The organism is Geobacillus sp. GHH01, assembly GCF_000336445.1.
Taxonomy (GTDB): domain Bacteria; phylum Bacillota; class Bacilli; order Bacillales; family Anoxybacillaceae; genus Geobacillus; species Geobacillus zalihae.
Window position 1 is genome coordinate 2,970,636 of the sequence record NC_020210.1, and the last position, 19,365, is coordinate 2,990,000.

Genomic DNA, 19,365 nt, shown 5'->3' on the forward strand with positions numbered 1-19,365 from the left:
CTGGCCATGTCGGACCAAAAAGCCCCCCATCTGACAGCGTTTCTCTAAGAGAACTGATCCGCCGGTTTTCGCTTTGATCGCCGCCGTTCGAGAAGGAATCGCCCGCTCTTTCGCGAATCCATATACATAACCGCCTTTCACGGCCGCCCCGCCAAACTGATCAAAAAGGAGGGTTCCGATGGAGATCGAGGTCATCTTGTCGTTTTTCGGCGTCGCCATATTGCTTACATTGGCGCCGGGTCCGGACATTTTATTCGTCATCGCCCAAAGCGTGTCGCAAGGCAAATGGGCGGGCATCGCCACCGCGCTCGGGCTTTGCACAGGGCTGCTTGTCCATATCAGCGCCGCTGTGCTTGGCGTCTCGGCCGTCATGTACCAATCCGCTTTGGCGTTTGCCATCGTCAAGTACGCGGGCGCCGCGTATTTGCTGTACCTAGCCTGGCAGGCGTTCCGTGAACAAGACGAGGGCCTCGCCTTCGGGCGGCAGAAGCCGATGGCATACGCCTCGCTGTACAAAAAAGGCATTGTCATGAACGTGCTCAACCCGAAAGTGTCGCTCTTCTTTTTGGCGCTATTGCCGCAGTTCGTCCATCCGTCGGCGGGCCAAGTGCCGCGGCAAATGCTGCTGTTAGGCGTCATCTTTCTCGTTCAAGCGCTCGTTGTCTTCACCTTGGTGAGCATCGGTGCGGAAAAACTGCGCCACTGGCTGCTGTCGAACGAACGAATCGCTCGGCGGATCAACTGGCTAAAAGGGATCCTTTTCGCCGCCATCGGCATCCAAATCGCCTTCAGCGAGCGGTCGTAGCGGCAAGAAAAAAGAGGGCGGCTTCCCTCTTTTCTGCTCATCTCCACAACAGCGCCGCGCCTCCTAATATGAGAAGCAGGGGGAGGAACAGCACCCACGTTGACCAGAGATCGATCATTTCAAAAAACAAGGCTATTCTCCGCTCACGCTCCTCCCCCTTCTTGTATGCTTCCCACTGCTGCTTAAGGATCACGATCCCAAACGGAAACATCCCGATTCCCGCCACAAGGAGAATCACCGCTATTCCTTTGTCATCCGCCCCCATTCCTCCAACCAACCCCTCATGAATCACCGCCCGCGCTTTCATTCGGCTGAGAATCGTGCGTTCCGACGCCGCCCGCCCTCGCTCACGACGCTTTCGTTTGCAGCAGCTTCACGCCAAGCCCGATAAACACGATCCCTGTCAGCCGATTCACCCAAAGCGCCGCTTTCGCATGTTGGCGCACCCGTTTCGTCGCCAGCGCAGCCACATAGACGACGCCAAGCCCCCACAGCGTGCTCGTCACCACGAACGAAACGCCGAGCAGCAGAAACGGGAGCGGACCGTACGGCTGAGCCGTTTCGATGAACTGCGGCAAAAACGAAAGGAAAAACAGCGCCACTTTCGGATTCATCACATTCGTTGTCACGCCTTGCCAATAAATTTTTTTCAGCTTCATCGGCGCCAACTCCCCCGACTCCAACGCGGGCGGCGCCGGCTGCCGCATCATTTTCACCCCAAGGTACACCAAATACGCCGCCCCGGCGATTTTAATCGCTGTAAACACCACCACCGACCGCTGCAAAACTACCGCCAAGCCAAACGCCGCCAGCAGCGTATGAACGAGCACCCCCGTCGAGATGCCCAACACCGAATAAACGCCTGCTTTCCTCCCTTGCGCCACACTGCGGCCCATAATATACATCGTGTCCACGCCCGGAGTGGCATGCATCAAAATCGACGCAAGCAAATACATTCCGTAGCTGGTAATGCCTAACATCCTTCTCCCCCCTCATTGCGATGAGCGATCTGTTCCGAAAAGATCATGTATACTTTACATTATCGCTTCCACCCGCATAGTTTTCAATATGTATATTGGCCATTTTCCTAGTTTTTGAGGACAGAACCCGCCTGACAGCCTCAAAGGTTTGCAGTCTGCCGGAAACGGAAGTTCCTCCCCATCTTTTTGAAAATGGTGTCAAACCACCTTTTCCATCCAGCCCGACACCTTCGAAACAGATTACCCGCCCGCTGAAAGACCGGCGAAAACCTATGGATTCCCCGGATTGGCGGGAAATCGCAAGAAGAGGAAAGGACGGCGCCGCAATGGTTTTCCGTTTGCGAAACAGCGCGAAAAGCCGCATCTCCCTAACATCTCCCATCCTTCCCAACACGCAAAAATCTCTTGTCCCTCCTCAAATGATTTGTGCTAAAATGGGAATTGGACGTCCCCACACTGCTGCACATATCCCCACTGATCGTTGAACCCTTTGACCAAGCCCTGCATCGACGAGATCCAGACGCGCTGGCAACGTAGAAACAGCCTTGGAGAGTGAGCCCGAATCACCGCCAGTTAACAAAGGGAAAGGAGATCCATATGGAAGCGCTCTTGAACCAAATTTTGAGCCGCCTCGATCAATTGCACACAAACGTCGGCGCCTTGACATCCGACGTCAATGACATCAAAGCGAACATGGCCACCAAAGACGAACTCGCTGCACTCCAGTCCAAAGTAAACGACATCGAAACGAAGATGGCCACCAAAGACGAACTCGCCGAACTCCGATCCAAAGTGGACGACATCGAGGCGAACATGGCCACGAAAGATGAACTCGCTGCACTCCAGTCCAAAGTAAACGACATCGAAACGAAGATGGCCACCAAGGACGAGCTCGCCGAACTCCGATCCAAAGTGGACGACATCGAGGCGAACATGGCCACGAAAGATGAACTCGCTGAACTTCGCTCCACTGTGGACGAGCTCCAGTCCAAAGTAAACGACATCGAAATGAACATGGCCACCAAAGACGAGCTCGCTGAACTCCGATCCAAAGTAAACGAAATCGAGGCGAACATGGCCACGAAAGACGAGCTCGCCGAACTTCGCTCCACTGTGGACGAGCTTCAGTCCAAGGTAAGCGACATTCAAGCAAACATGGCGACCAAAGAGGAACTGGCTGCACTCCAGTCCAACGTAAACGACATTCAAGCCAACATGGCGACCAAAGACGATCTTGTTCCTATCCGGCAAGCGGTCATGGAAATCAATCACATTGTCAAAAGGATCGAAGTCAACCAAGAGCGCCATGAGCACATTTTGGCCATCCTTTGCAAACGCTCGATCGAACATGAGGCATCCATCGCCAGCCTGCGGCACGCGCAATAATGGGGCAAGGGGCGGGCGGTGCAGCCGCGCAAGAAAAACCATCCCTTTCAGACAAGGATCGTGGGGACGATCCCCTCACTCAGCAGCGTTTGGGCCTTGGCTGCGATGTCCATGAAAGCACGAAACCCCATCCGGGAGGGGACAAGCGTCTTCCCGGATGGGGCTCATGGAAACTGGCGATCGGTCTGTTGAAATAAGCCAAATTCATCCTCGCTTAGTTTAAAAGGAACGCATATTTTTTACCATACCCTTGACGAAAAAGCGGTTCATCCATTTTCGACTGTCGGAGGCAAGCCACAAACTTGTCTCCGTCACGCCTTGACGTGACGAAAGACCGAACAACCACCTGCTTCACGGATCTATATATGGGTCTGAAAGCGGCGTTGTTCGGTCGCCCGACAGTCAATCAAATGCTTGGTAAAAGCTGCAAATGTTAAAGCTTCAAATTGCATCTATATGGCGCCACGGGTACATTCCTTTAGTGAAACAAGATTCCGACATAATGTGCGGATAGACGGCAAGTCAGCGGCCGTTCCCCCCGCTTTCGCTCAGCGTCCGAACGTTGTTGGTGTTTTCGAATGGCCGGTTTTCGCTTCTTTCCGGGGCAGCAGCGCCAATTCATATTGAGCGAACCCGCTCGGCAACGTCGCCACATAGCGGATGCGGCCGTCTGGCGGCAAATATTTTTGTGCTTCCGGTGACGATTCAAAGGAAACGGTCACCGATGCTTTCCCTTTCACTGGCGCAAAGGTCCAGTTGCCGTCCACGGACGGGTTGATCGTTCCGCTTTCGCGAATATAATCGATGATCACTTGCCGGTTTTCATCCGGCGCGGCCAAAATCGTGTTTTTCCCGCCCGGATTGATGATCCGGTTCGTCGTCGCCCGATAGTTGTTCGTCGCAACGATAAATTCCATCTTCGCCGTCACCGGTTTGCCTTGGAATCGCAAGTTTTTAATGCGGTTTGCTTTCGGGTTGATCACATTTTGGTTTTTGTCGTATTTCGCCGGCTCGGTCACATCGATCTCATACGTCACGCCATCAATAATGTCGAAGTTGTACGTCGGGAAGTCGTTGTTGACAAGCGGCTGAATGCCTGTCTTGTTCGGGTCGATTTGGTTGAATTGTCCCGCCGACCACTCAAGCCATTCTTTCAACTCGGCTCCCGTAATTTTCAGCGCATACACCGTGTTTGGATACAAGTACAAATCGGCGACGTTTTTAATGGCGATTTCCCCTGCCGGAATATCCGTGTAATAGCTCGGTCCACCGCGCCCGCCGGCCTTGAACGGAGCGCCGGCTGACAGCACCGGAAGGCCTTCATACTGCGTCCCTTTTAACATTTTTTCCACATACCACTTTTGGGCGTTCGTGACGATTTGCACGGACGGATCATCTTGAACGAGTGCAAAATAGCTGTTGATCGGGCTCGTAGTTTTTCCCACTGGGCTGCGGACGTACTGGATCGTCGCTTCGTGCTCCGCCTGAATGGCCTGCTCAACGGCCGAATCGCTGTCAACCAACGGCGTTTTCGTCGCCTTGTCATACACCGGGCGAAGCTGGGCTTTTGCCTGTGTTACTTTCCATTTCCCATCCACTTGCTCAACCGTCAAGTCAATGACCCCAAGCGTATCGCCCCACGAACCTGGCATCGTCACCGGAACGCCATTGATCGTCCCGTTTTCATTGTTGATACCGTTCCCATCCAGAAAATCAGGCGTCGTTCCCGGAAGCGCCGGAAATTTTTTATGCTGGTGGCCGGTCAGCACGGCGTCGACCCCCGGAATTTGCGTCAAATAATAGGAGGCATTTTCCATATTCGGGCTGTTTCCGCCGGTTTCAATGCCCGAGTGCGACAGCACGACGATCAAATCGGCCCCTTCGGCTTTCATTTTTGGAATATACTTTTGCGCCGACTGCACAATGTCTTTCGCTATCACTTTCCCTTGCAAATTCGCTTTGTCCCAATCCATAATCTGCGGCGGCACAAAGCCGATGACACCGATCTTCAGCGTATGTGCCTCCCCGTCTTCATCAACGACTTCTTTCTCTAAAATGTGATACGGCGTGAAATAGTTGACATCGTTATCTGGATTTTGATCATGGTCATCGCGGTACACATTCGCGTTCACGATCGGCAGCTTGGCATCATCATACACCTCATCGAGGAAATCCAAGCCATAGTTGAACTCATGGTTTCCCACTGTCGCCGCATCATATTTCAACAAATGCAACAGTTTCACGGCTGGATGCACTTCGCCATCTTGCAGCGGCTTCACTTTCGCCACATAGTCGCCAAGCGGCGTTCCTTGAATCAAATCTCCGTTGTCAAACAGAAGCGTATTCGGCTGCTCAGCGCGCGCCTGCTCGATCAATCGCGCCGTTTTTGACAGCCCGAACTCATTCGTCGGACTATCTTTGAAATAATCATAGTTGACGAGATTCATATGTACGTCGGTGGTCTCCAAAATGCGCAGCTTGACGACATCTTGGTCCTCAGCACCCGCCGACGTCGACAGCAGCGACGAAGAGACGAGCCCAAGCGCCAACACTGCACTCGCTGCCGCCTTGTTCCTCCGTTTTCCCAACACCCATCCCCTCCGAGTATGAAATGATTAGTATCGTCATTATCATATCATAACAGGCGTGTTGATTATCCAATAAAATCCAAAGGGTATAGAAAAAAGAGCACCTTTCCTGTAGAATGTGAGTAGCGACACAAACAAACCCAGGAGGTGCTCTCTATGAACAAGCATACCACACTCCCGAATTTGATGCAAAAACTTGTTTCGGATGAAGAGATTCAACTGATTGCCGAAGCGGTTGGGTATCGTGATTCGTCTCGAACCTTTACGTTGCGCGAGTTGATTCACTTCTTCCTGCTGGCCGCCATGCATCAATGGAAAAGCTTTCGCCACGGAGCCGATGTGGGGCCTCTGTATGGATTGCCGCGATTCCATTATTCAACTGTATCCAAGAAAGCGAAAGAAGTTCCCTATGACATCATGAAACGCTTGTTGGCGTTGATCATTTCCAAGTGCAACCGCCAAACCCGCCGTTCGCTTCGGTTTCCCAAACCGCTTCGGGTGGTGGATTCGACGACCGTCACGGTCGGGAAAAACCGCCTGCCATGGGCGCCGTATCACGGCGAACGCGCCGGAGTGAAGCTGCACGTCGCGTATTCGCCGGAATCCTCGTTGCCGGCAGACGTGGTGGAAACCATCGGACTGCGTCATGATGGCCCGGTGGGAGAACAGTTGACGAACGCTCAACAAGTGCTGGTGGAAGACCGGGCGTATTTCAAAATCGAACGCCTCGATCGATTTGTGGAGCAGCATCAGCTCTTTGTCATTCGGATGAAGGACAACATCGAACTTCATCAGAAAAAAAGCTTGAAACGCCTTTCCAGCACATCCTCATCGGTTCAAGCCGACTTCACGTGCCAGTTGGGGACGAAACAATGCCGCTCCACCAAGCGTCACCGGGTGGTGATCTTTCGAGATGCGAATGGCCGCGACATTCGGGTCGTGACGAACCTCTTCCATGCGTCTGCGGAAACCATTGCCGACATGTACCAACAACGTTGGACTGTTGAGGTCTTTTTCCGTTGGGTGAAGCAATATCTGAATGTCCCGACCTTGTTTGGCACGACGGAAAATGCGGTATACAACCAACTGTTTGCGGCGTTCATCGCGTATGTGTTGCTGCGATGGCTGTATGATCAAACCAAAAAACAGACGAATGTCTCTCTTTCCTTCATTTCGTTCGTTCGCCGTTTTTTCTCTGGGCAGCTTCCTCTCGATTGGAAATCCGGGATGGCCGCTGCTTTGTTTGAGTATGCCCAAATTTATGGAAGGCGTATGTATAATTTTGGATAATCAACACTCGTGCAATCCTTTCATAGATTCTCCTGCCCTGTGAACTTGCCCATAGTCGAGCCCTTCTTGCTCCTCGCTCTTTTAGCCAAGAACAGACTTCTTCCACCAATTGAGAAGCCAAGCCTTTTTTTCGGTGATTGTTAATTGTATAAACACCAATTATCCAACCAAAAGGAGTTTGCTCTTCACTTAGAGGAGTGGCATACTCCATTCTAATAAGCCCCCCTGCACATGCCACAATGTTTCCTTTCTCATCAACCGCAACCCTGAATCTTAGATTATTCTCCTCGCTCTCCTTAAGAAATAAGTTTCTAACTTCGTTAACACGTTCAATGTTTGGTATAGGTATACCATCCTTTTCCCCCATCTCACATGCCATTTTAAACTAATATTCTGCAAGTAACGGGAGCTCATTTTTTGTTGCCCATCTTGTTATATACATCACATATCCCACCTGTACCTTCTTATTTTACTTAGATATTCAATATTCTTTCTTTTAATCCTCCCTCTTCAGCCAGACTGCCCACCAGTTGAATAACCTCCCAAAAATATATTAACCTCAAATTCCACATAACCTTTAAAAAACATGTAAAGATGGTTTTATTGACTCTTATCAGTAAAACTTAACATCTACCTCCTCGGTAAATAAAAAAACAAGGGATTTCACGTACGTGAAATCCCTTGTCAGCCTTTTCCCTATTTCGATGCCGATGGTGGGAGTCGAACCCACACGGGGGGCTACCCCACACGATTTTGAGTCGATTATGAAACCGTGCATCCCTCTCAATTAAAGCAAACCCAGATGCAACAAGGGGTTCTTTCATTTCCTCATTTTTTGGTTCATTATTACCGAATACGACTCAAGCCTTCATGCTGTTTGCAGATATTATATAAATTATCTCATTTTTGGTCAATAATTTTTTCTTGCCTTTTTCCTGCATTATTAAAATTCATAAATTTTTCTGCACTGAGATAATTAACCAAAAGATTTTGAAGTACAAAATCTCAAATAACAACATAAAACAATCATCATTTCATTGACCATTTAGCATAAGATTGAACACACACTAAGCAAAGACGCTTGGATAATTTTTTAAAAACCAAACGTTTTCTTTTTGTCACTCAACTATTGCCAACCGTTCGTAAAATTAATGGAATGTTCAACTATGTTACATAACCTTATTAAAATACTGGAAAGAGAAATTTTCAGTATAGACCTCCATGTCGTGCTTACGGCACCAGCAAATGATGAAAATACTAATTTTCGGGATAGTTAAATAAGAAAAGAATAAAAAGTTTTCGAAAGATAAATTTTACCTATCAAGTTTTTTAAATCTTCGGCTTTGTTAAATTTCAGTGTTGATTTTTATACCACAGAAAAAGACCGAAGTAAATCGGTCTTTTTTGTATGCCTTGTTCAACTATCGCCACCTTTATCTTAAACAACTATAAATATTCTGGCAAATGATTTTTATACATTTCTAATGCATCTGTATGTTCTTCTAAAACAGCAATTGTTTTTAGATGTGGCTTCGCATAAATTATTGGGTAATCTCTTTCATCAAATTCTTTTTGAGGAGTAAAAGCTAACTTTTCTTCGTCAATTGAAAATTGAGCATCAATTCCCTTTTTATTACCACGAGCATCTAATCGAATCCATTTATTAAGTGTTTTCAGAAAAATTGCATTTAGAGCATGAATACAATAACCTTTTTCTGGCGTATCAAACAACATCAATCGTTGATAACAAAAACCAGTTGGTATCCCCTGCGAACGTAGTAGTGCAGCTAATAAATTTGATTTTGCATAACAAATTCCTTCTTTAATAGTAAAGAACCTCAGAAGCTTTACATGTAACTCTTGTGCTTTGTATATCCCACGAATGAGAAATCTCGTCTCTTACAAATTCAAATGCTATTTTAGCCTTTTCCATTTCTGACTGTCCTTCATGAAACAATTCATTCATTTTTTTCTGAATTAAATGATGGGAAAAATTTACAACATCCAATTCTTCCAGATAATCCATTAAATTAGTGGACCCAGGAATTAGTTCCACTTTAGTTCCCCCTTATCAAATATGATTTTACATAATTATACAAATATTTAAATAAAAATACAATAATGGTTTACTTAGGTAACTTCAACTATACTGCCCGTTAGTCCAACAAGAAAAACGATACTCCTTCTGAAGTATCGTACCCGTTAGCCAACCATGAAGCGAGTTTCACCACAGATTATGCAAGAAGTTCTATCCTTCCATGGGAGCTTAGTAGAGTTGACATTTGGTTTGATGGTGATTTGGCAAAATATCATTCAAGAAGAAAGACTTCATCGCCTACATGAATTTCACCTGTTTTTATAACAGAAGCATAAACGCCAAAATGATTATTTCTTTGTTGTACAAGAGTTTTAAGCAAAGACGAATCTCGTTCTGCATTATCAGGATTAACAGTAATAATCATGCACCGTTCACAATGTCTTTTTAATTGAATCTCCACTTCTCGTCCTATTTTAATCCTTCTGCCAAACCACGTTTCTTCAATAAATGGGACTTTCTCTTTTAATGATATAAGTAAATTAGGGCGAAAACGTTGATAATTGACCTCTTTTCCCCATATTTCTTTTAATTTAAGCAAAGAAGCATCCGTTACCAATTGAATGTGTTCTTCTTCAATTGCCCCTAAAGGTACATAAGAGGGAGTATATTTTACAAGAGAAACTTTCCGTTTCGATTTGTTTTCTATTTCTCTAATTAGGTCTTCATCCCCCCAATCAACAACCTTACCTTCAGGTGTCGTTATTTCAACTCTGGGGTATTCTTCCATTAACTCTTCCCCAACAAATCTTGCTTTATATCGAACCATTTCTGGGAATTGTGTTATTGTTAAAAACTTCCCTGGTCTTGTTTTATCTAAAAAAGCATGACTACGGTCGCCATACAAACCATATTCCATTACTTTAGTTTTTTGTACACTCTCTCCATTGAAAGATTTCACAGGGTAACGGACAATTTCCTTGATATGGCCGATTAACATTTCACTCTCTCCTTAAATTAATTTTTGCCTACCAAGAGTATACAAAAAATCTATCCATGCATCGCTTCGCGGCACCACAGATTAAGGAAAAATTCTGTTCTGCTATGAGAGTTTAATAAGAATTTTCAATATGAAAAACTTTAACCTTATACCAAATATTTTTCCAGTTCTTTTTCGTTATCCGTTCTTCGTAAATCTTTGATAATTCTTTTGATTCTTTAAAATAGGGTGTCGGTTTTACTTCCAAGTTAATCACATCATCTACTCCCCAAGGAGCAACCAAGATGATGTCATTCTTTTCATCTAATTTTACACCTAAAGATGTTGCTGTTTCTGGAAACTTTGATATAGCATCTACGGAAGATGAATAAGGAGGAATGTTATTGACAACGTGCATTCTTGCCTCATTTTTCACTGACCAAGGAACGTTAGGGAGGATATTTCTTAACCTCATTTCTAACTTCTTTTCTTCTAATTCTTCCATATTGGTATCATCAAAATAGATAACGTCAATATCTGGAATAGGAGTTCTTTCTTTAAAACCATGTAACGTATCCCATATTTTCGAACGAACAAATCCAGCACAGACCCACCAATCAGGTAAATTCAACGACTTTACGGCCCTTAATATATCCATCATCCACTCGTCTTCTTTAATCAGTTGAATGATATCTTTGTCATTTTTGATAATCATCAGTTAATTTCCTCCAATCGAACGTATATCCCTACTATTACATAAAACCCAAAATATAGAAAAGCTTTTCCACTAAACTACCTTTTACTTCAACAAAAAAAGCATTACTTCCTGCTTCTTGAAGTAATGCTTCCATTAGTTTAATTATTTAAATAACCTCAGGACAGTGTTTTATAAATTCTTTTACGTCATCTGTATACATTCCTCTCGTATTTTATAGGTGCTTCAATAATATCAGTATTTTCAATGGTTTTGTAAAATTCAATCCAATCAAAAGTTTGACAATACACAAAGCAGTGTATTGATTTGAGTTATATCTCCGTAAGGATTACTTGTAATAATTTTCCTGGGTATTCGGATTTTGTAGTGGAAAGTTGTTTTGTCGTTTTATTTTAAACAAAAGTTTGCTTTTACACTTGGCATGGAAATAGAATTTCATTTCTGTTTGAGTTCATCGTTTATAAACGAGCAGATTTTATTTTTAATAGAAACTGCATCAGTCGTAAATAAAATATAGGTATTAGAATGTGTTTGAATGACCACTCTATCCGTTTCACCATATGGTGTACCAATTCTGATAGCTGTCTTCTCCTCCCCACCATAAGTATCGTCAAGTGTTACTTCTACAATATCAGAAATGGGTACTTCTATTTTCGATAGCAACCAACTAATCACTAAGTTATCATTTAATTTTTCTACTTTTATTCCTAACATAACATTTCCTCCAGTCTTCTGTTACTGTTATAAATATAAATAATATTTATTGAACGAATCCCTCATTGGCGGGATAAACTTTTGTTCCAATACAATTATCAATATGTTTCCATCACATAATCCGATGAGCCATTTTTCTTACACAAAGAAGTTTATAATCTTAATTCATTAAGCGTCTCTTAAATAGCCTCTTGAAGTGGCTCGAGAGACTCTGCTAAATCATTGATGTAGTCAACAATTCAAAGCATGTTTGGAAGATTCTTTTTTTGCTTTCTTTTCCCTGTACATATTCTTATCCGCTTGAGCAAACAACTCATTCATATTTCCGATGGAAGTGTTGCTGAAAGCAATTCCTGCTGACATCTTGATTTTTATATTTTTGCTCTGTTCATTATATTTATATATTTCTCTTGAAATATCTGCTAATAATTTTTCTACTTCTTCCTTATTCGTATCAGCTACAAGTATTGCAAACTCATCTCCGCCTATTCTTGCCACAATTGTCTTTTCCGAAGAAAACTTATTTAAAACCTTAGCTGCCTCCCTCTAGAAATGTTGATCTATCAAGGCTTTTCGGCCTCTCAGGGGTGCCGAAAAAATATTTTTCGACAAAATCCCTTACATCCTTTTTCAGTTTTGTGGATATCTTACAGACCTAGGGTGCGCTTCGCGGCCACGCCTGGATCCATTTTCCTGACGTGGGGGGAAGTGTATTCGATGCACCCTTGGATCTCCGCATCGCTGATGAGGACGAACTCTCCCATGTCTCCGGGCGTCTTTGCGCCAACATTCCCTCGTTCGGTCTCGTCATCAGGCGGAGGCTGGCCAAGCTCCTTTCGGGACTCAAGGTCGAATGGATGAGATCACGCCAGCTTCTCCGGTGTCATCCTGTTGTCCAACACTTCTTCCGTTCGCGGGGGGAGGCCTTAGGCCGCCCGGTGTGGAACATGGGACAAGACGTCCCGCCTCATTCGCTCCGCGTCAAACGCTTGTTTCTTCGTACAAATCGCAAACAGCACATTCAACAGCTTCCGGCACAAGGCGACGATGGACTGCTTTCCGGTCAGCGGATTGACGGATCGGGTCGTATAATACTCATGCAGCTCGCGAAACGCCTCGTTATGCCGAATCAGCGGAATCATCGCCCGAAACAGCACCGAGCGCAACCGTTTCCGTCCCCGTTTGGAGATGTGCTTTTGCCCTTTGCGCTGGCCGGAGGAGTTCTCCTTGAGCGTCAGGCCCGCCAACTTCACCAATTGGCGCGGGTCCCGATAATGGGCGAAGCTGCCGATCTCCGCCAGCAGATCGATGATCGTGGCGTCTCCCAACCCGTCGACCGTTTTCAACCATTGGTACTCCATCGTCGTTTGAACCAATGCCTTCAACTCGGCGTCCAGTGCAGCGATCTCCGCCTCCAATTGGCGGTATCGGCGGACGAACGCGGCGATCTCAAACCGGGCCATCGCTGTCCCTTCCGTCACCCCAATCGAGTCCTTCGCGGTGTTGATCAACGCCTGAATTTTGGCCTTCTGCGGGCATTTCATCCCTTCGCTTTGCCGGTACACCTCAAGAAGCTCCTCCACCGTCCGGCCGGCCATATCAGCCGGAAGCGGCGTCCACTCCAACACCGAAAGCGCCGTTTTCCCCAAGTCACGAAACACGGTCCAAAACTCTGGAAAATACCGATCCGTCCAGCGGACGATCGCGTTTTTCACCGCCGTCTGTTCCTTGCGGAGCTTCTCTTTGAGCGTGCTCCCCACGCGCAAATCGGCTTCAATCTCGTGCAGCAGCCGGGGAACGAGGAATCGTCCGTCTTTTGCCAGTCTGGCAATGACCAGGGCGTCTTTGGCGTCGTGTTTCGTCGGCAGGTTGTCATCAAGTTCTTTCGACCGGCACACATGCGCCGGGTTGACCATGACCAACGGGATCCCGTGCTCCTCGAGGAAGTAGGCCAGGTTCAACCAGTAGTGCCCGGTCGGCTCCACGGCGACGATCACCTCTGACTTCCCGAACGCTTGCATCGCCCCCTGAATCGCTTTATACAGCTGTTGAAACCCCTCTTTCGACTGGAAGATCGGGAACGATTTGCGAAGCACGCGCCCCCGGTCATCCACGAAGCAGGCGTAGTGGGTTCGTTTCGCGATATCAATACCCACGACAAGCGTTTGTTCGGTTACTTGATCAATTTTATAGTTTTGTGTACAATTCATCTGAAGTCCTCCTTGGTATGGTGAGTGATGTGGTTGACACCCCTGTATCATACCAAGAGGGCTTTTTTTGATCAAGTCCCCGGAAAAGCTCCTAACGGGAATGCTCCCTCTAACAGCTATATATTTTTTCAACTGATTAATCATTTTATCTTGAATAGGAACAAAACGTTCGAAGCCACCTTTTGTGTTTCGAATGCGGATGACTTTTTGCTCCCAAATGATATCCGTTGTTTTTATACTTACTAATTCATTTACTCGAACCCCTGTTTCCAACAGCAACATCATAATCGTATAATCCCTTAAACCTACAAACGTACGAAGGTCGCATGCTTTAAATAAAGCCTTTATCTGCTGATTATCAAATGTTTCTACAATCCTTTTTCTATCCTTCAGCAATTTGATGTCTTTCATCGGATTGCTTTTTATGAGATTCCGTCCTTCCAAAAAGTTAAAAAACGCCCGCATGGCTCGCAAACGGGAGTTGATACTGACTGTCTTAAGACCTTTTTCTTTCATGTACATAATGACATTTCGCTTAATGGTTTCTCCTGTCCATTCACTTACACGCAACTCGATTTCTTGCTCTTTCAGCAGTTTTACAAATGCATTTAACTCACTGCGGTAATATTTAATCGTATGTTCCCTTAAATTCCTCAATTCGCAATCCTCAATAAATATCTCTAACAATTCCTCAAATGTGTATTCAATTTCTCCAATGTCGTCAGATATTAACAACAACTCTTCACGACTCAGCTCTCCTCTTCTTCCTCTCTTGCTCTTTCTCTGCAATTTTCTCTCATTTTCTATTCTTTTCACTTTCCATTTCACCTCACCGAACACGATTGTACGCACACGATTTTCTTTTCTCGAATCGTATTCGGTAAATAAAAAAACAAGGGATTTCACTTACGTGAAACCCCTTGTCCCTAAAGCCTTTCCCCTATTTTCGATGCCGATGGTGGGAGTCGAACCCACACTCCCTCACGGGAACACGATTTTGAGTCGTGCGCGTCTGCCAATTCCGCCACATCGGCGCGACATGTATTATTCTATCACATTACTTCATGTCTGTCAACACTTTTTATATTCATTAGATGGAGGCGGCACCCGGATTCGAACCGGGGGTAAAGGTTTTGCAGACCTCTGCCTTACCACTTGGCTATGCCGCCTTGATCGAGAGCGGAAGACGGGACTCGAACCCGCGACCCCCACCTTGGCAAGGTGGTGTTCTACCACTGAACTACTTCCGCATCATTGGCTGGGGTAGCTGGATTCGAACCAACGCATCACGGAGTCAAAGTCCGTTGCCTTACCGCTTGGCTATACCCCAATGCCGGAAAGTGAAGGGCGACTAGTGGGAATCGAACCCACGCATGCCAGAGCCACAATCTGGTGCGTTAACCACTTCGCCATAGTCGCCATAATGATAATCAAAATGGCAGGGGCAGTAGGAATCGAACCCACACCGGAGGTTTTGGAGACCTCTGTTCTACCATTAAACTATGCCCCTTTAATCATGGTGGAGGGGGACGGATTCGAACCGCCGAACCCAAAGGGAGCGGATTTACAGTCCGCCGCGTTTAGCCACTTCGCTACCCCTCCAAAGAATGGTGCCGACTGCAGGACTTGAACCCGCAACCTACTGATTACGATTCAGTTGCTCTACCAATTGAGCTAAGTCGGCATAAAACAAATGCAAGAAGGTGGCTCATTGTTGTGCTCTGTGCCTCTTCCTCTACAAGCTGATTCGAGGAAGCAGGATGCGTCGAGGCAACTCGAAGCCGACTCGACGAAGCAAGTGCTCGTCTCTACCAATTGAGCTAAGTCGGCATAATTATGATATAAATCGTGGCTCATTGTTCATTTGTTGTGTCCCTTCCTCTACCAGCCAATTCGAAGAAGCTGGGTGCGTCGGGACAACTCGCAATCGATTCGATGAAGCGGATGCTCGTCTCTGCCAATAGAGCTAAGTCAGCTTGCTATCAATTATATGGTGGCTCGGGACGGAATCGAACCGCCGACACAAGGATTTTCAGTCCTTTGCTCTACCGACTGAGCTACCGAGCCGTATTATATTTTTCACACTGCCTATTGATACCGCTTTGTGCCTCTTCCTCTGCCAGCGGATTCGACGATGCTGGATGCGTCGAGGCAACTCGAAGCGAATTCGATGAAGCAGATGCTCGTCTCTACCGACTGAGCTACCGAGCCATATTAAGTTTTTCATTGCTTTGCTTGTACTGCACCGTGTCTCTTCCTCTACAAGCTGATTCGAGGAAGCCAGATGCGTTGAGGCAACTCCAACTGAACTGCTGAGCTGTCTCTTTTCATAATTTTGAAACAATGGCGGTCCCGACGGGACTCGAACCCGCGATCTCCTGCGTGACAGGCAGGCATGTTAACCACTACACTACGGGACCAATTTTGGTTGCGGGGGCAGGATTTGAACCTGCGACCTTCGGGTTATGAGCCCGACGAGCTACCGGACTGCTCCACCCCGCGACGATAAACTCTTTCTTTGCAAATAATGGTGGAGGATGACGGGATCGAACCGCCGACCCCTTGCTTGTAAGGCAAGTGCTCTCCCAGCTGAGCTAATCCTCCACGAAGAAGTGACCCGTACGGGATTCGAACCCGTGTTACCGCCGTGAAAGGGCGGTGTCTTAACCACTTGACCAACGGGCCACGGTTTTGGATAGTGGCGGAGAGCAAGGGATTCGAACCCTTGAGGCGCTATTCACGCCTACACGATTTCCAATCGTGCTCCTTCGACCACTCGGACAGCTCTCCACGATGGCTCCGCAGGCAGGATTCGAACCTGCGACCAATCGGTTAACAGCCGATTGCTCTACCACTGAGCTACTGCGGAATCATAACGACGGTCAATTCTCCCAACAAGATGTCCTGCCTCTTCCTCTGCCAGCCGATTCAAAGAAGCTGGATGCGTCGAGGCAACTCGCAGTTCATCCGATGATGCAAATGCTCGTCACTGAGCTGCTGCGAAATGACATCTCTTTAGACATTTACTATTATAATGATTCGCGCTGAGCTGTCAAGAGTTTTTTCATTCCCTCAAAACTAGATAACCGTCGGAAGAAGCCGCTTATAGGTTAAGCCCTCGATCGATTAGTATCCGTCAGCTCCACGTGTCGCCACGCTTCCACCTCGGACCTATCGACCTCGTCATCTTCGAGGGATCTTACTCGCCTGACGCGATGGGAAATCTCATCTTGAGGGGGGCTTCACGCTTAGATGCTTTCAGCGCTTATCCCGTCCGCACATAGCTACCCAGCGGTGCCCCTGGCGGGACAACTGGTACACCAGCGGTGCGTCCATCCCGGTCCTCTCGTACTAAGGACAGCTCCTCTCAAATTTCCTCCGCCCGCGACGGAGAGGGACCGAACTGTCTCACGACGTTCTGAACCCAGCTCGCGTACCGCTTTAATGGGCGAACAGCCCAACCCTTGGGACCGACTACAGCCCCAGGATGCGATGAGCCGACATCGAGGTGCCAAACCTCCCCGTCGATGTGGACTCTTGGGGGAGATCAGCCTGTTATCCCCGGGGTAGCTTTTATCCGTTGAGCGATGGCCCTTCCATGCGGAACCACCGGATCACTAAGCCCGACTTTCGTCCCTGCTCGACCTGTCCGTCTCGCAGTCAAGCTCCCTTGTGCCTTTGCACTCTCCGAATGATTTCCAACCATTCTGAGGGAACCTTTGGGCGCCTCCGTTACCTTTTGGGAGGCGACCGCCCCAGTCAAACTGCCCGCCTGACACTGTCTCCCACCCCGATAAGGGGTGCGGGTTAGAACTTCAATACCGCCAGGGTGGTATCCCACCGCCGCCTCCACCGAAGCTGGCGCTCCGGCTTCCCAGGCTCCCACCTATCCTGTACAAGCGATACCAAAATTCCATATCAGGCTGCAGTAAAGCTCCACGGGGTCTTTCCGTCCTGTCGCGGGTAACCTGCATCTTCACAGGTAGTATAATTTCACCGGGTCTCTCGTTGAGACAGCGCCCAAGTCGTTACACCTTTCGTGCGGGTCGGAACTTACCCGACAAGGAATTTCGCTACCTTAGGACCGTTATAGTTACGGCCGCCGTTTACTGGGGCTTCGGTTCGCACCTTCGCTTCCGCTAAGCGCTCCCCTTAACCTTCCAGCACCGGGCAGGTGTCAGCCCCTATACGTCGCCTTTCGGCTTCGCAGAGACCTGTGTTTTTGATAAACAGTCGCTTGGGCCTTTTCACTGCGGCTCTTCAGGGCTCTTCACCCCAAAGAGCACCCCTTCTCCCGAAGTTACGGGGTCATTTTGCCGAGTTCCTTAACGAGAGTTCTCCCGCGCGCCTTAGGATTCTCTCCTCGCCTACCTGTGTCGGTTTGCGGTACGGGCACCTCTTCCCTCGCTAGAGGCTTTTCTTGGCAGTGTGAAATCGGGGACTTCCGGATCAATCCGTCGCCGTCACCGCTTAGCCTTATGATCCGCGGATTTGCCTGCGGATCAGCCTCACGGCTTGGACAGGCTCTTCCAGCCGCCTGCTCGCCCTATCCTCCTGCGTCCCCCCATCGCTCAAACGGGAAGGAGGTGGTACAGGAATCTCAACCTGTTGTCCATCACCTACGCCTTTCGGCCTCGGCTTAGGTCCCGACTAACCCTGAGCGGACGAACCTTCCTCAGGAACCCTTAGGCTTTCGGCGCAGAGGATTCTCACCTCTGCTTTCGCTACTCATACCGGCATTCTCACTTCTAAGCGCTCCACCAGTCCTTCCGGTCTGGCTTCTCTGCCCTTAGAACGCTCCCCTACCGATGACCAACGGTCATCCCGCAGCTTCGGCGGCACGTTTAGCCCCGGTACATTTTCGGCGCAGAGTCACTCGACCAGTGAGCTATTACGCACTCTTTAAATGGTGGCTGCTTCTAAGCCAACATCCTGGTTGTCTCGGCAACTCCACATCCTTTTCCACTGAACGTGCACTTTGGGGCCTTAGCTGGCGATCTGGGCTGTTTCCCTCTCGACCACGGATCTTATCACTCGCAGTCTGACTCCCGGGCATAAGTCGTTGGCATTCGGAGTTTGACTGGGTTCGGTAACCCGATGAGGGCCCCTAGCCCAATCAGTGCTCTACCTCCAACACTCTCCATCCCGAGGCTAGCCCTAAAGCTATTTCGGGGAGAACCAGCTATCTCCAAGTTCGATTGGCATTTCACCCCTACCCACACCTCATCCCCGCACTTTTCAACGTGCGTGGGTTCGGGCCTCCAGCCGGTGTTACCCGGCCTTCACCCTGGACATGGGTAGATCACCTGGTTTCGGGTCGACGACGACGTACTTTTCGCCCTGTTCAGACTCGCTTTCGCTGCGGCTCCGCCTCTTCGGCTTAACCTCGCACGCCATCGTCACTCGCCGGTTCATTCTACAAAAGGCACGCCATCACGCATGAACGCGCTCTGACTACTTGTAGGCACACGGTTTCAGGTTCTCTTTCACTCCCCTTCCGGGGTGCTTTTCACCTTTCCCTCACGGTACTGGTGCACTATCGGTCACTAGGGAGTATTTAGCCTTGGGAGATGGTCCTCCCTGCTTCCGACGGGATTTCCCGTGTCCCGCCGTACTCAGGATCCGCTCGGGAGGGAACGAAGTTTCGACTACAGGGCTGTCAC

General features: G+C 48.0%; 11 protein-coding genes, 15 tRNA genes, 1 rRNA gene and 4 pseudogenes (1 of these 31 cut by a window edge). 3 read left to right on the forward strand and 28 right to left on the reverse strand.

Annotated elements, in window-relative coordinates; all coding sequences use genetic code 11:
* Positions 1 to 178 precede the first annotated feature (178 nt).
* Positions 179 to 805, forward strand: a complete 627-nt coding sequence (locus tag GHH_RS14610) for a LysE family translocator (protein WP_015375689.1) — start codon at positions 179 to 181, stop codon at positions 803 to 805.
* A gap of 37 nt (positions 806 to 842) precedes the next feature.
* Here the strand turns inward: GHH_RS14610 and GHH_RS14615 are convergent, their stop codons facing one another.
* Genes GHH_RS14615 through GHH_RS14625 form a run of 3 tightly spaced genes read right to left on the reverse strand, consistent with a single transcriptional unit; the run spans position 843 to position 2,149 of the window.
* Complete coding sequence (locus tag GHH_RS14615; protein WP_144052015.1) at positions 843 to 1,112, reverse strand: hypothetical protein; 270 nt, start codon at positions 1,110 to 1,112, stop codon at positions 843 to 845.
* Positions 1,113 to 1,152: 40 nt separating this feature from the next.
* Positions 1,153 to 1,785 carry a LysE family translocator gene (locus tag GHH_RS14620; RefSeq protein ID WP_015375691.1) on the reverse strand — a complete coding sequence of 211 codons (633 nt, stop codon included), beginning with the start codon at positions 1,783 to 1,785 and terminating at the stop codon, positions 1,153 to 1,155.
* 43 nt (positions 1,786 to 1,828) lie between these two features.
* Positions 1,829 to 2,149, reverse strand: a complete 321-nt coding sequence (locus GHH_RS14625; RefSeq protein ID WP_144052016.1) for a hypothetical protein — start codon at positions 2,147 to 2,149, stop codon at positions 1,829 to 1,831.
* Between the two features lie 233 nt (positions 2,150 to 2,382).
* On the opposite strand from GHH_RS14625, the gene GHH_RS14630 reads away from it, so the two are divergent.
* Positions 2,383 to 3,171 carry a hypothetical protein gene (locus GHH_RS14630; protein WP_015375692.1) on the forward strand — a complete coding sequence of 263 codons (789 nt, stop codon included), beginning with the start codon at positions 2,383 to 2,385 and terminating at the stop codon, positions 3,169 to 3,171.
* A 548-nt stretch (positions 3,172 to 3,719) separates the two neighbouring features.
* On the opposite strand, the gene GHH_RS14635 is transcribed toward GHH_RS14630, so the two are convergent.
* On the reverse strand, positions 3,720 to 5,762 hold the full coding sequence (locus GHH_RS14635) for a bifunctional 2',3'-cyclic-nucleotide 2'-phosphodiesterase/3'-nucleotidase (protein WP_015375694.1): 2,043 nt from the start codon (positions 5,760 to 5,762) through the stop codon (positions 3,720 to 3,722).
* A gap of 153 nt (positions 5,763 to 5,915) precedes the next feature.
* Between GHH_RS14635 and GHH_RS14640 the strand changes: the two genes are divergently transcribed.
* Positions 5,916 to 7,049 carry an IS4-like element IS5377 family transposase gene (locus tag GHH_RS14640; protein WP_015375695.1) on the forward strand — a complete coding sequence of 378 codons (1,134 nt, stop codon included), beginning with the start codon at positions 5,916 to 5,918 and terminating at the stop codon, positions 7,047 to 7,049.
* 28 nt (positions 7,050 to 7,077) lie between these two features.
* On the opposite strand, the pseudogene GHH_RS19570 reads toward GHH_RS14640, so the two are convergent.
* The 24 genes and pseudogenes from GHH_RS19570 to GHH_RS14750 form a co-directional block, all read right to left on the reverse strand.
* Positions 7,078 to 7,428 (reverse strand): annotated as a pseudogene (locus GHH_RS19570) (GNAT family N-acetyltransferase); the annotation flags it as partial.
* A gap of 1,067 nt (positions 7,429 to 8,495) precedes the next feature.
* Positions 8,496 to 9,105, reverse strand: a pseudogene (locus tag GHH_RS14645) (transglutaminase family protein).
* A 253-nt stretch (positions 9,106 to 9,358) separates the two neighbouring features.
* The gene (locus tag GHH_RS14650; protein WP_015375698.1) at positions 9,359 to 10,084 is read right to left on the reverse strand and encodes an MOSC domain-containing protein; all 726 of its coding nucleotides are present in this window, start codon (positions 10,082 to 10,084) and stop codon (positions 9,359 to 9,361) included.
* A gap of 112 nt (positions 10,085 to 10,196) precedes the next feature.
* Positions 10,197 to 10,778: a nucleotidyltransferase family protein gene (locus GHH_RS14655; protein ID WP_015375699.1), complete on the reverse strand. Its 582-nt coding sequence runs from the start codon at positions 10,776 to 10,778 to the stop codon at positions 10,197 to 10,199.
* Between the two features lie 435 nt (positions 10,779 to 11,213).
* On the reverse strand, positions 11,214 to 11,492 hold the full coding sequence (locus tag GHH_RS14660) for a hypothetical protein (RefSeq protein ID WP_015375700.1): 279 nt from the start codon (positions 11,490 to 11,492) through the stop codon (positions 11,214 to 11,216).
* Between the two features lie 231 nt (positions 11,493 to 11,723).
* Positions 11,724 to 12,023 (reverse strand): annotated as a pseudogene (locus GHH_RS14665) (diguanylate cyclase domain-containing protein); the annotation flags it as partial.
* A 395-nt stretch (positions 12,024 to 12,418) separates the two neighbouring features.
* Positions 12,419 to 13,702 carry an IS110 family transposase gene (locus GHH_RS19320; RefSeq protein ID WP_041470583.1) on the reverse strand — a complete coding sequence of 428 codons (1,284 nt, stop codon included), beginning with the start codon at positions 13,700 to 13,702 and terminating at the stop codon, positions 12,419 to 12,421.
* Between the two features lie 120 nt (positions 13,703 to 13,822).
* Positions 13,823 to 14,608 (reverse strand): annotated as a pseudogene (locus GHH_RS19325) (tyrosine-type recombinase/integrase); the annotation flags it as partial.
* A 44-nt stretch (positions 14,609 to 14,652) separates the two neighbouring features.
* Positions 14,653 to 14,736: transfer RNA gene (locus tag GHH_RS14675), tRNA-Leu, on the reverse strand.
* A 61-nt stretch (positions 14,737 to 14,797) separates the two neighbouring features.
* Positions 14,798 to 14,871: transfer RNA gene (locus tag GHH_RS14680), tRNA-Cys, on the reverse strand.
* A 9-nt stretch (positions 14,872 to 14,880) separates the two neighbouring features.
* Positions 14,881 to 14,952 (reverse strand) — tRNA-Gly (locus GHH_RS14685).
* Positions 14,953 to 14,957: 5 nt separating this feature from the next.
* Positions 14,958 to 15,032, reverse strand: a tRNA-Gln gene (locus GHH_RS14690).
* 16 nt (positions 15,033 to 15,048) lie between these two features.
* Positions 15,049 to 15,121, reverse strand: a tRNA-His gene (locus GHH_RS14695).
* A 17-nt stretch (positions 15,122 to 15,138) separates the two neighbouring features.
* A tRNA-Trp gene (locus GHH_RS14700) sits at positions 15,139 to 15,212 on the reverse strand.
* A 7-nt stretch (positions 15,213 to 15,219) separates the two neighbouring features.
* Positions 15,220 to 15,304, reverse strand: a tRNA-Tyr gene (locus tag GHH_RS14705).
* Between the two features lie 6 nt (positions 15,305 to 15,310).
* Positions 15,311 to 15,386, reverse strand: a tRNA-Thr gene (locus GHH_RS14710).
* 307 nt (positions 15,387 to 15,693) lie between these two features.
* Positions 15,694 to 15,769 (reverse strand) — tRNA-Phe (locus GHH_RS14715).
* A gap of 277 nt (positions 15,770 to 16,046) precedes the next feature.
* Positions 16,047 to 16,122, reverse strand: a tRNA-Asp gene (locus tag GHH_RS14720).
* A gap of 5 nt (positions 16,123 to 16,127) precedes the next feature.
* A tRNA-Met gene (locus GHH_RS14725) sits at positions 16,128 to 16,204 on the reverse strand.
* A 26-nt stretch (positions 16,205 to 16,230) separates the two neighbouring features.
* Positions 16,231 to 16,306, reverse strand: a tRNA-Val gene (locus GHH_RS14730).
* Positions 16,307 to 16,315: 9 nt separating this feature from the next.
* Positions 16,316 to 16,387, reverse strand: a tRNA-Glu gene (locus tag GHH_RS14735).
* Positions 16,388 to 16,401: 14 nt separating this feature from the next.
* Positions 16,402 to 16,492, reverse strand: a tRNA-Ser gene (locus GHH_RS14740).
* A 4-nt stretch (positions 16,493 to 16,496) separates the two neighbouring features.
* Positions 16,497 to 16,571, reverse strand: a tRNA-Asn gene (locus tag GHH_RS14745).
* Between the two features lie 237 nt (positions 16,572 to 16,808).
* Positions 16,809 to 19,365, reverse strand: a 23S ribosomal RNA gene (locus tag GHH_RS14750); it runs 371 nt beyond the window's last position.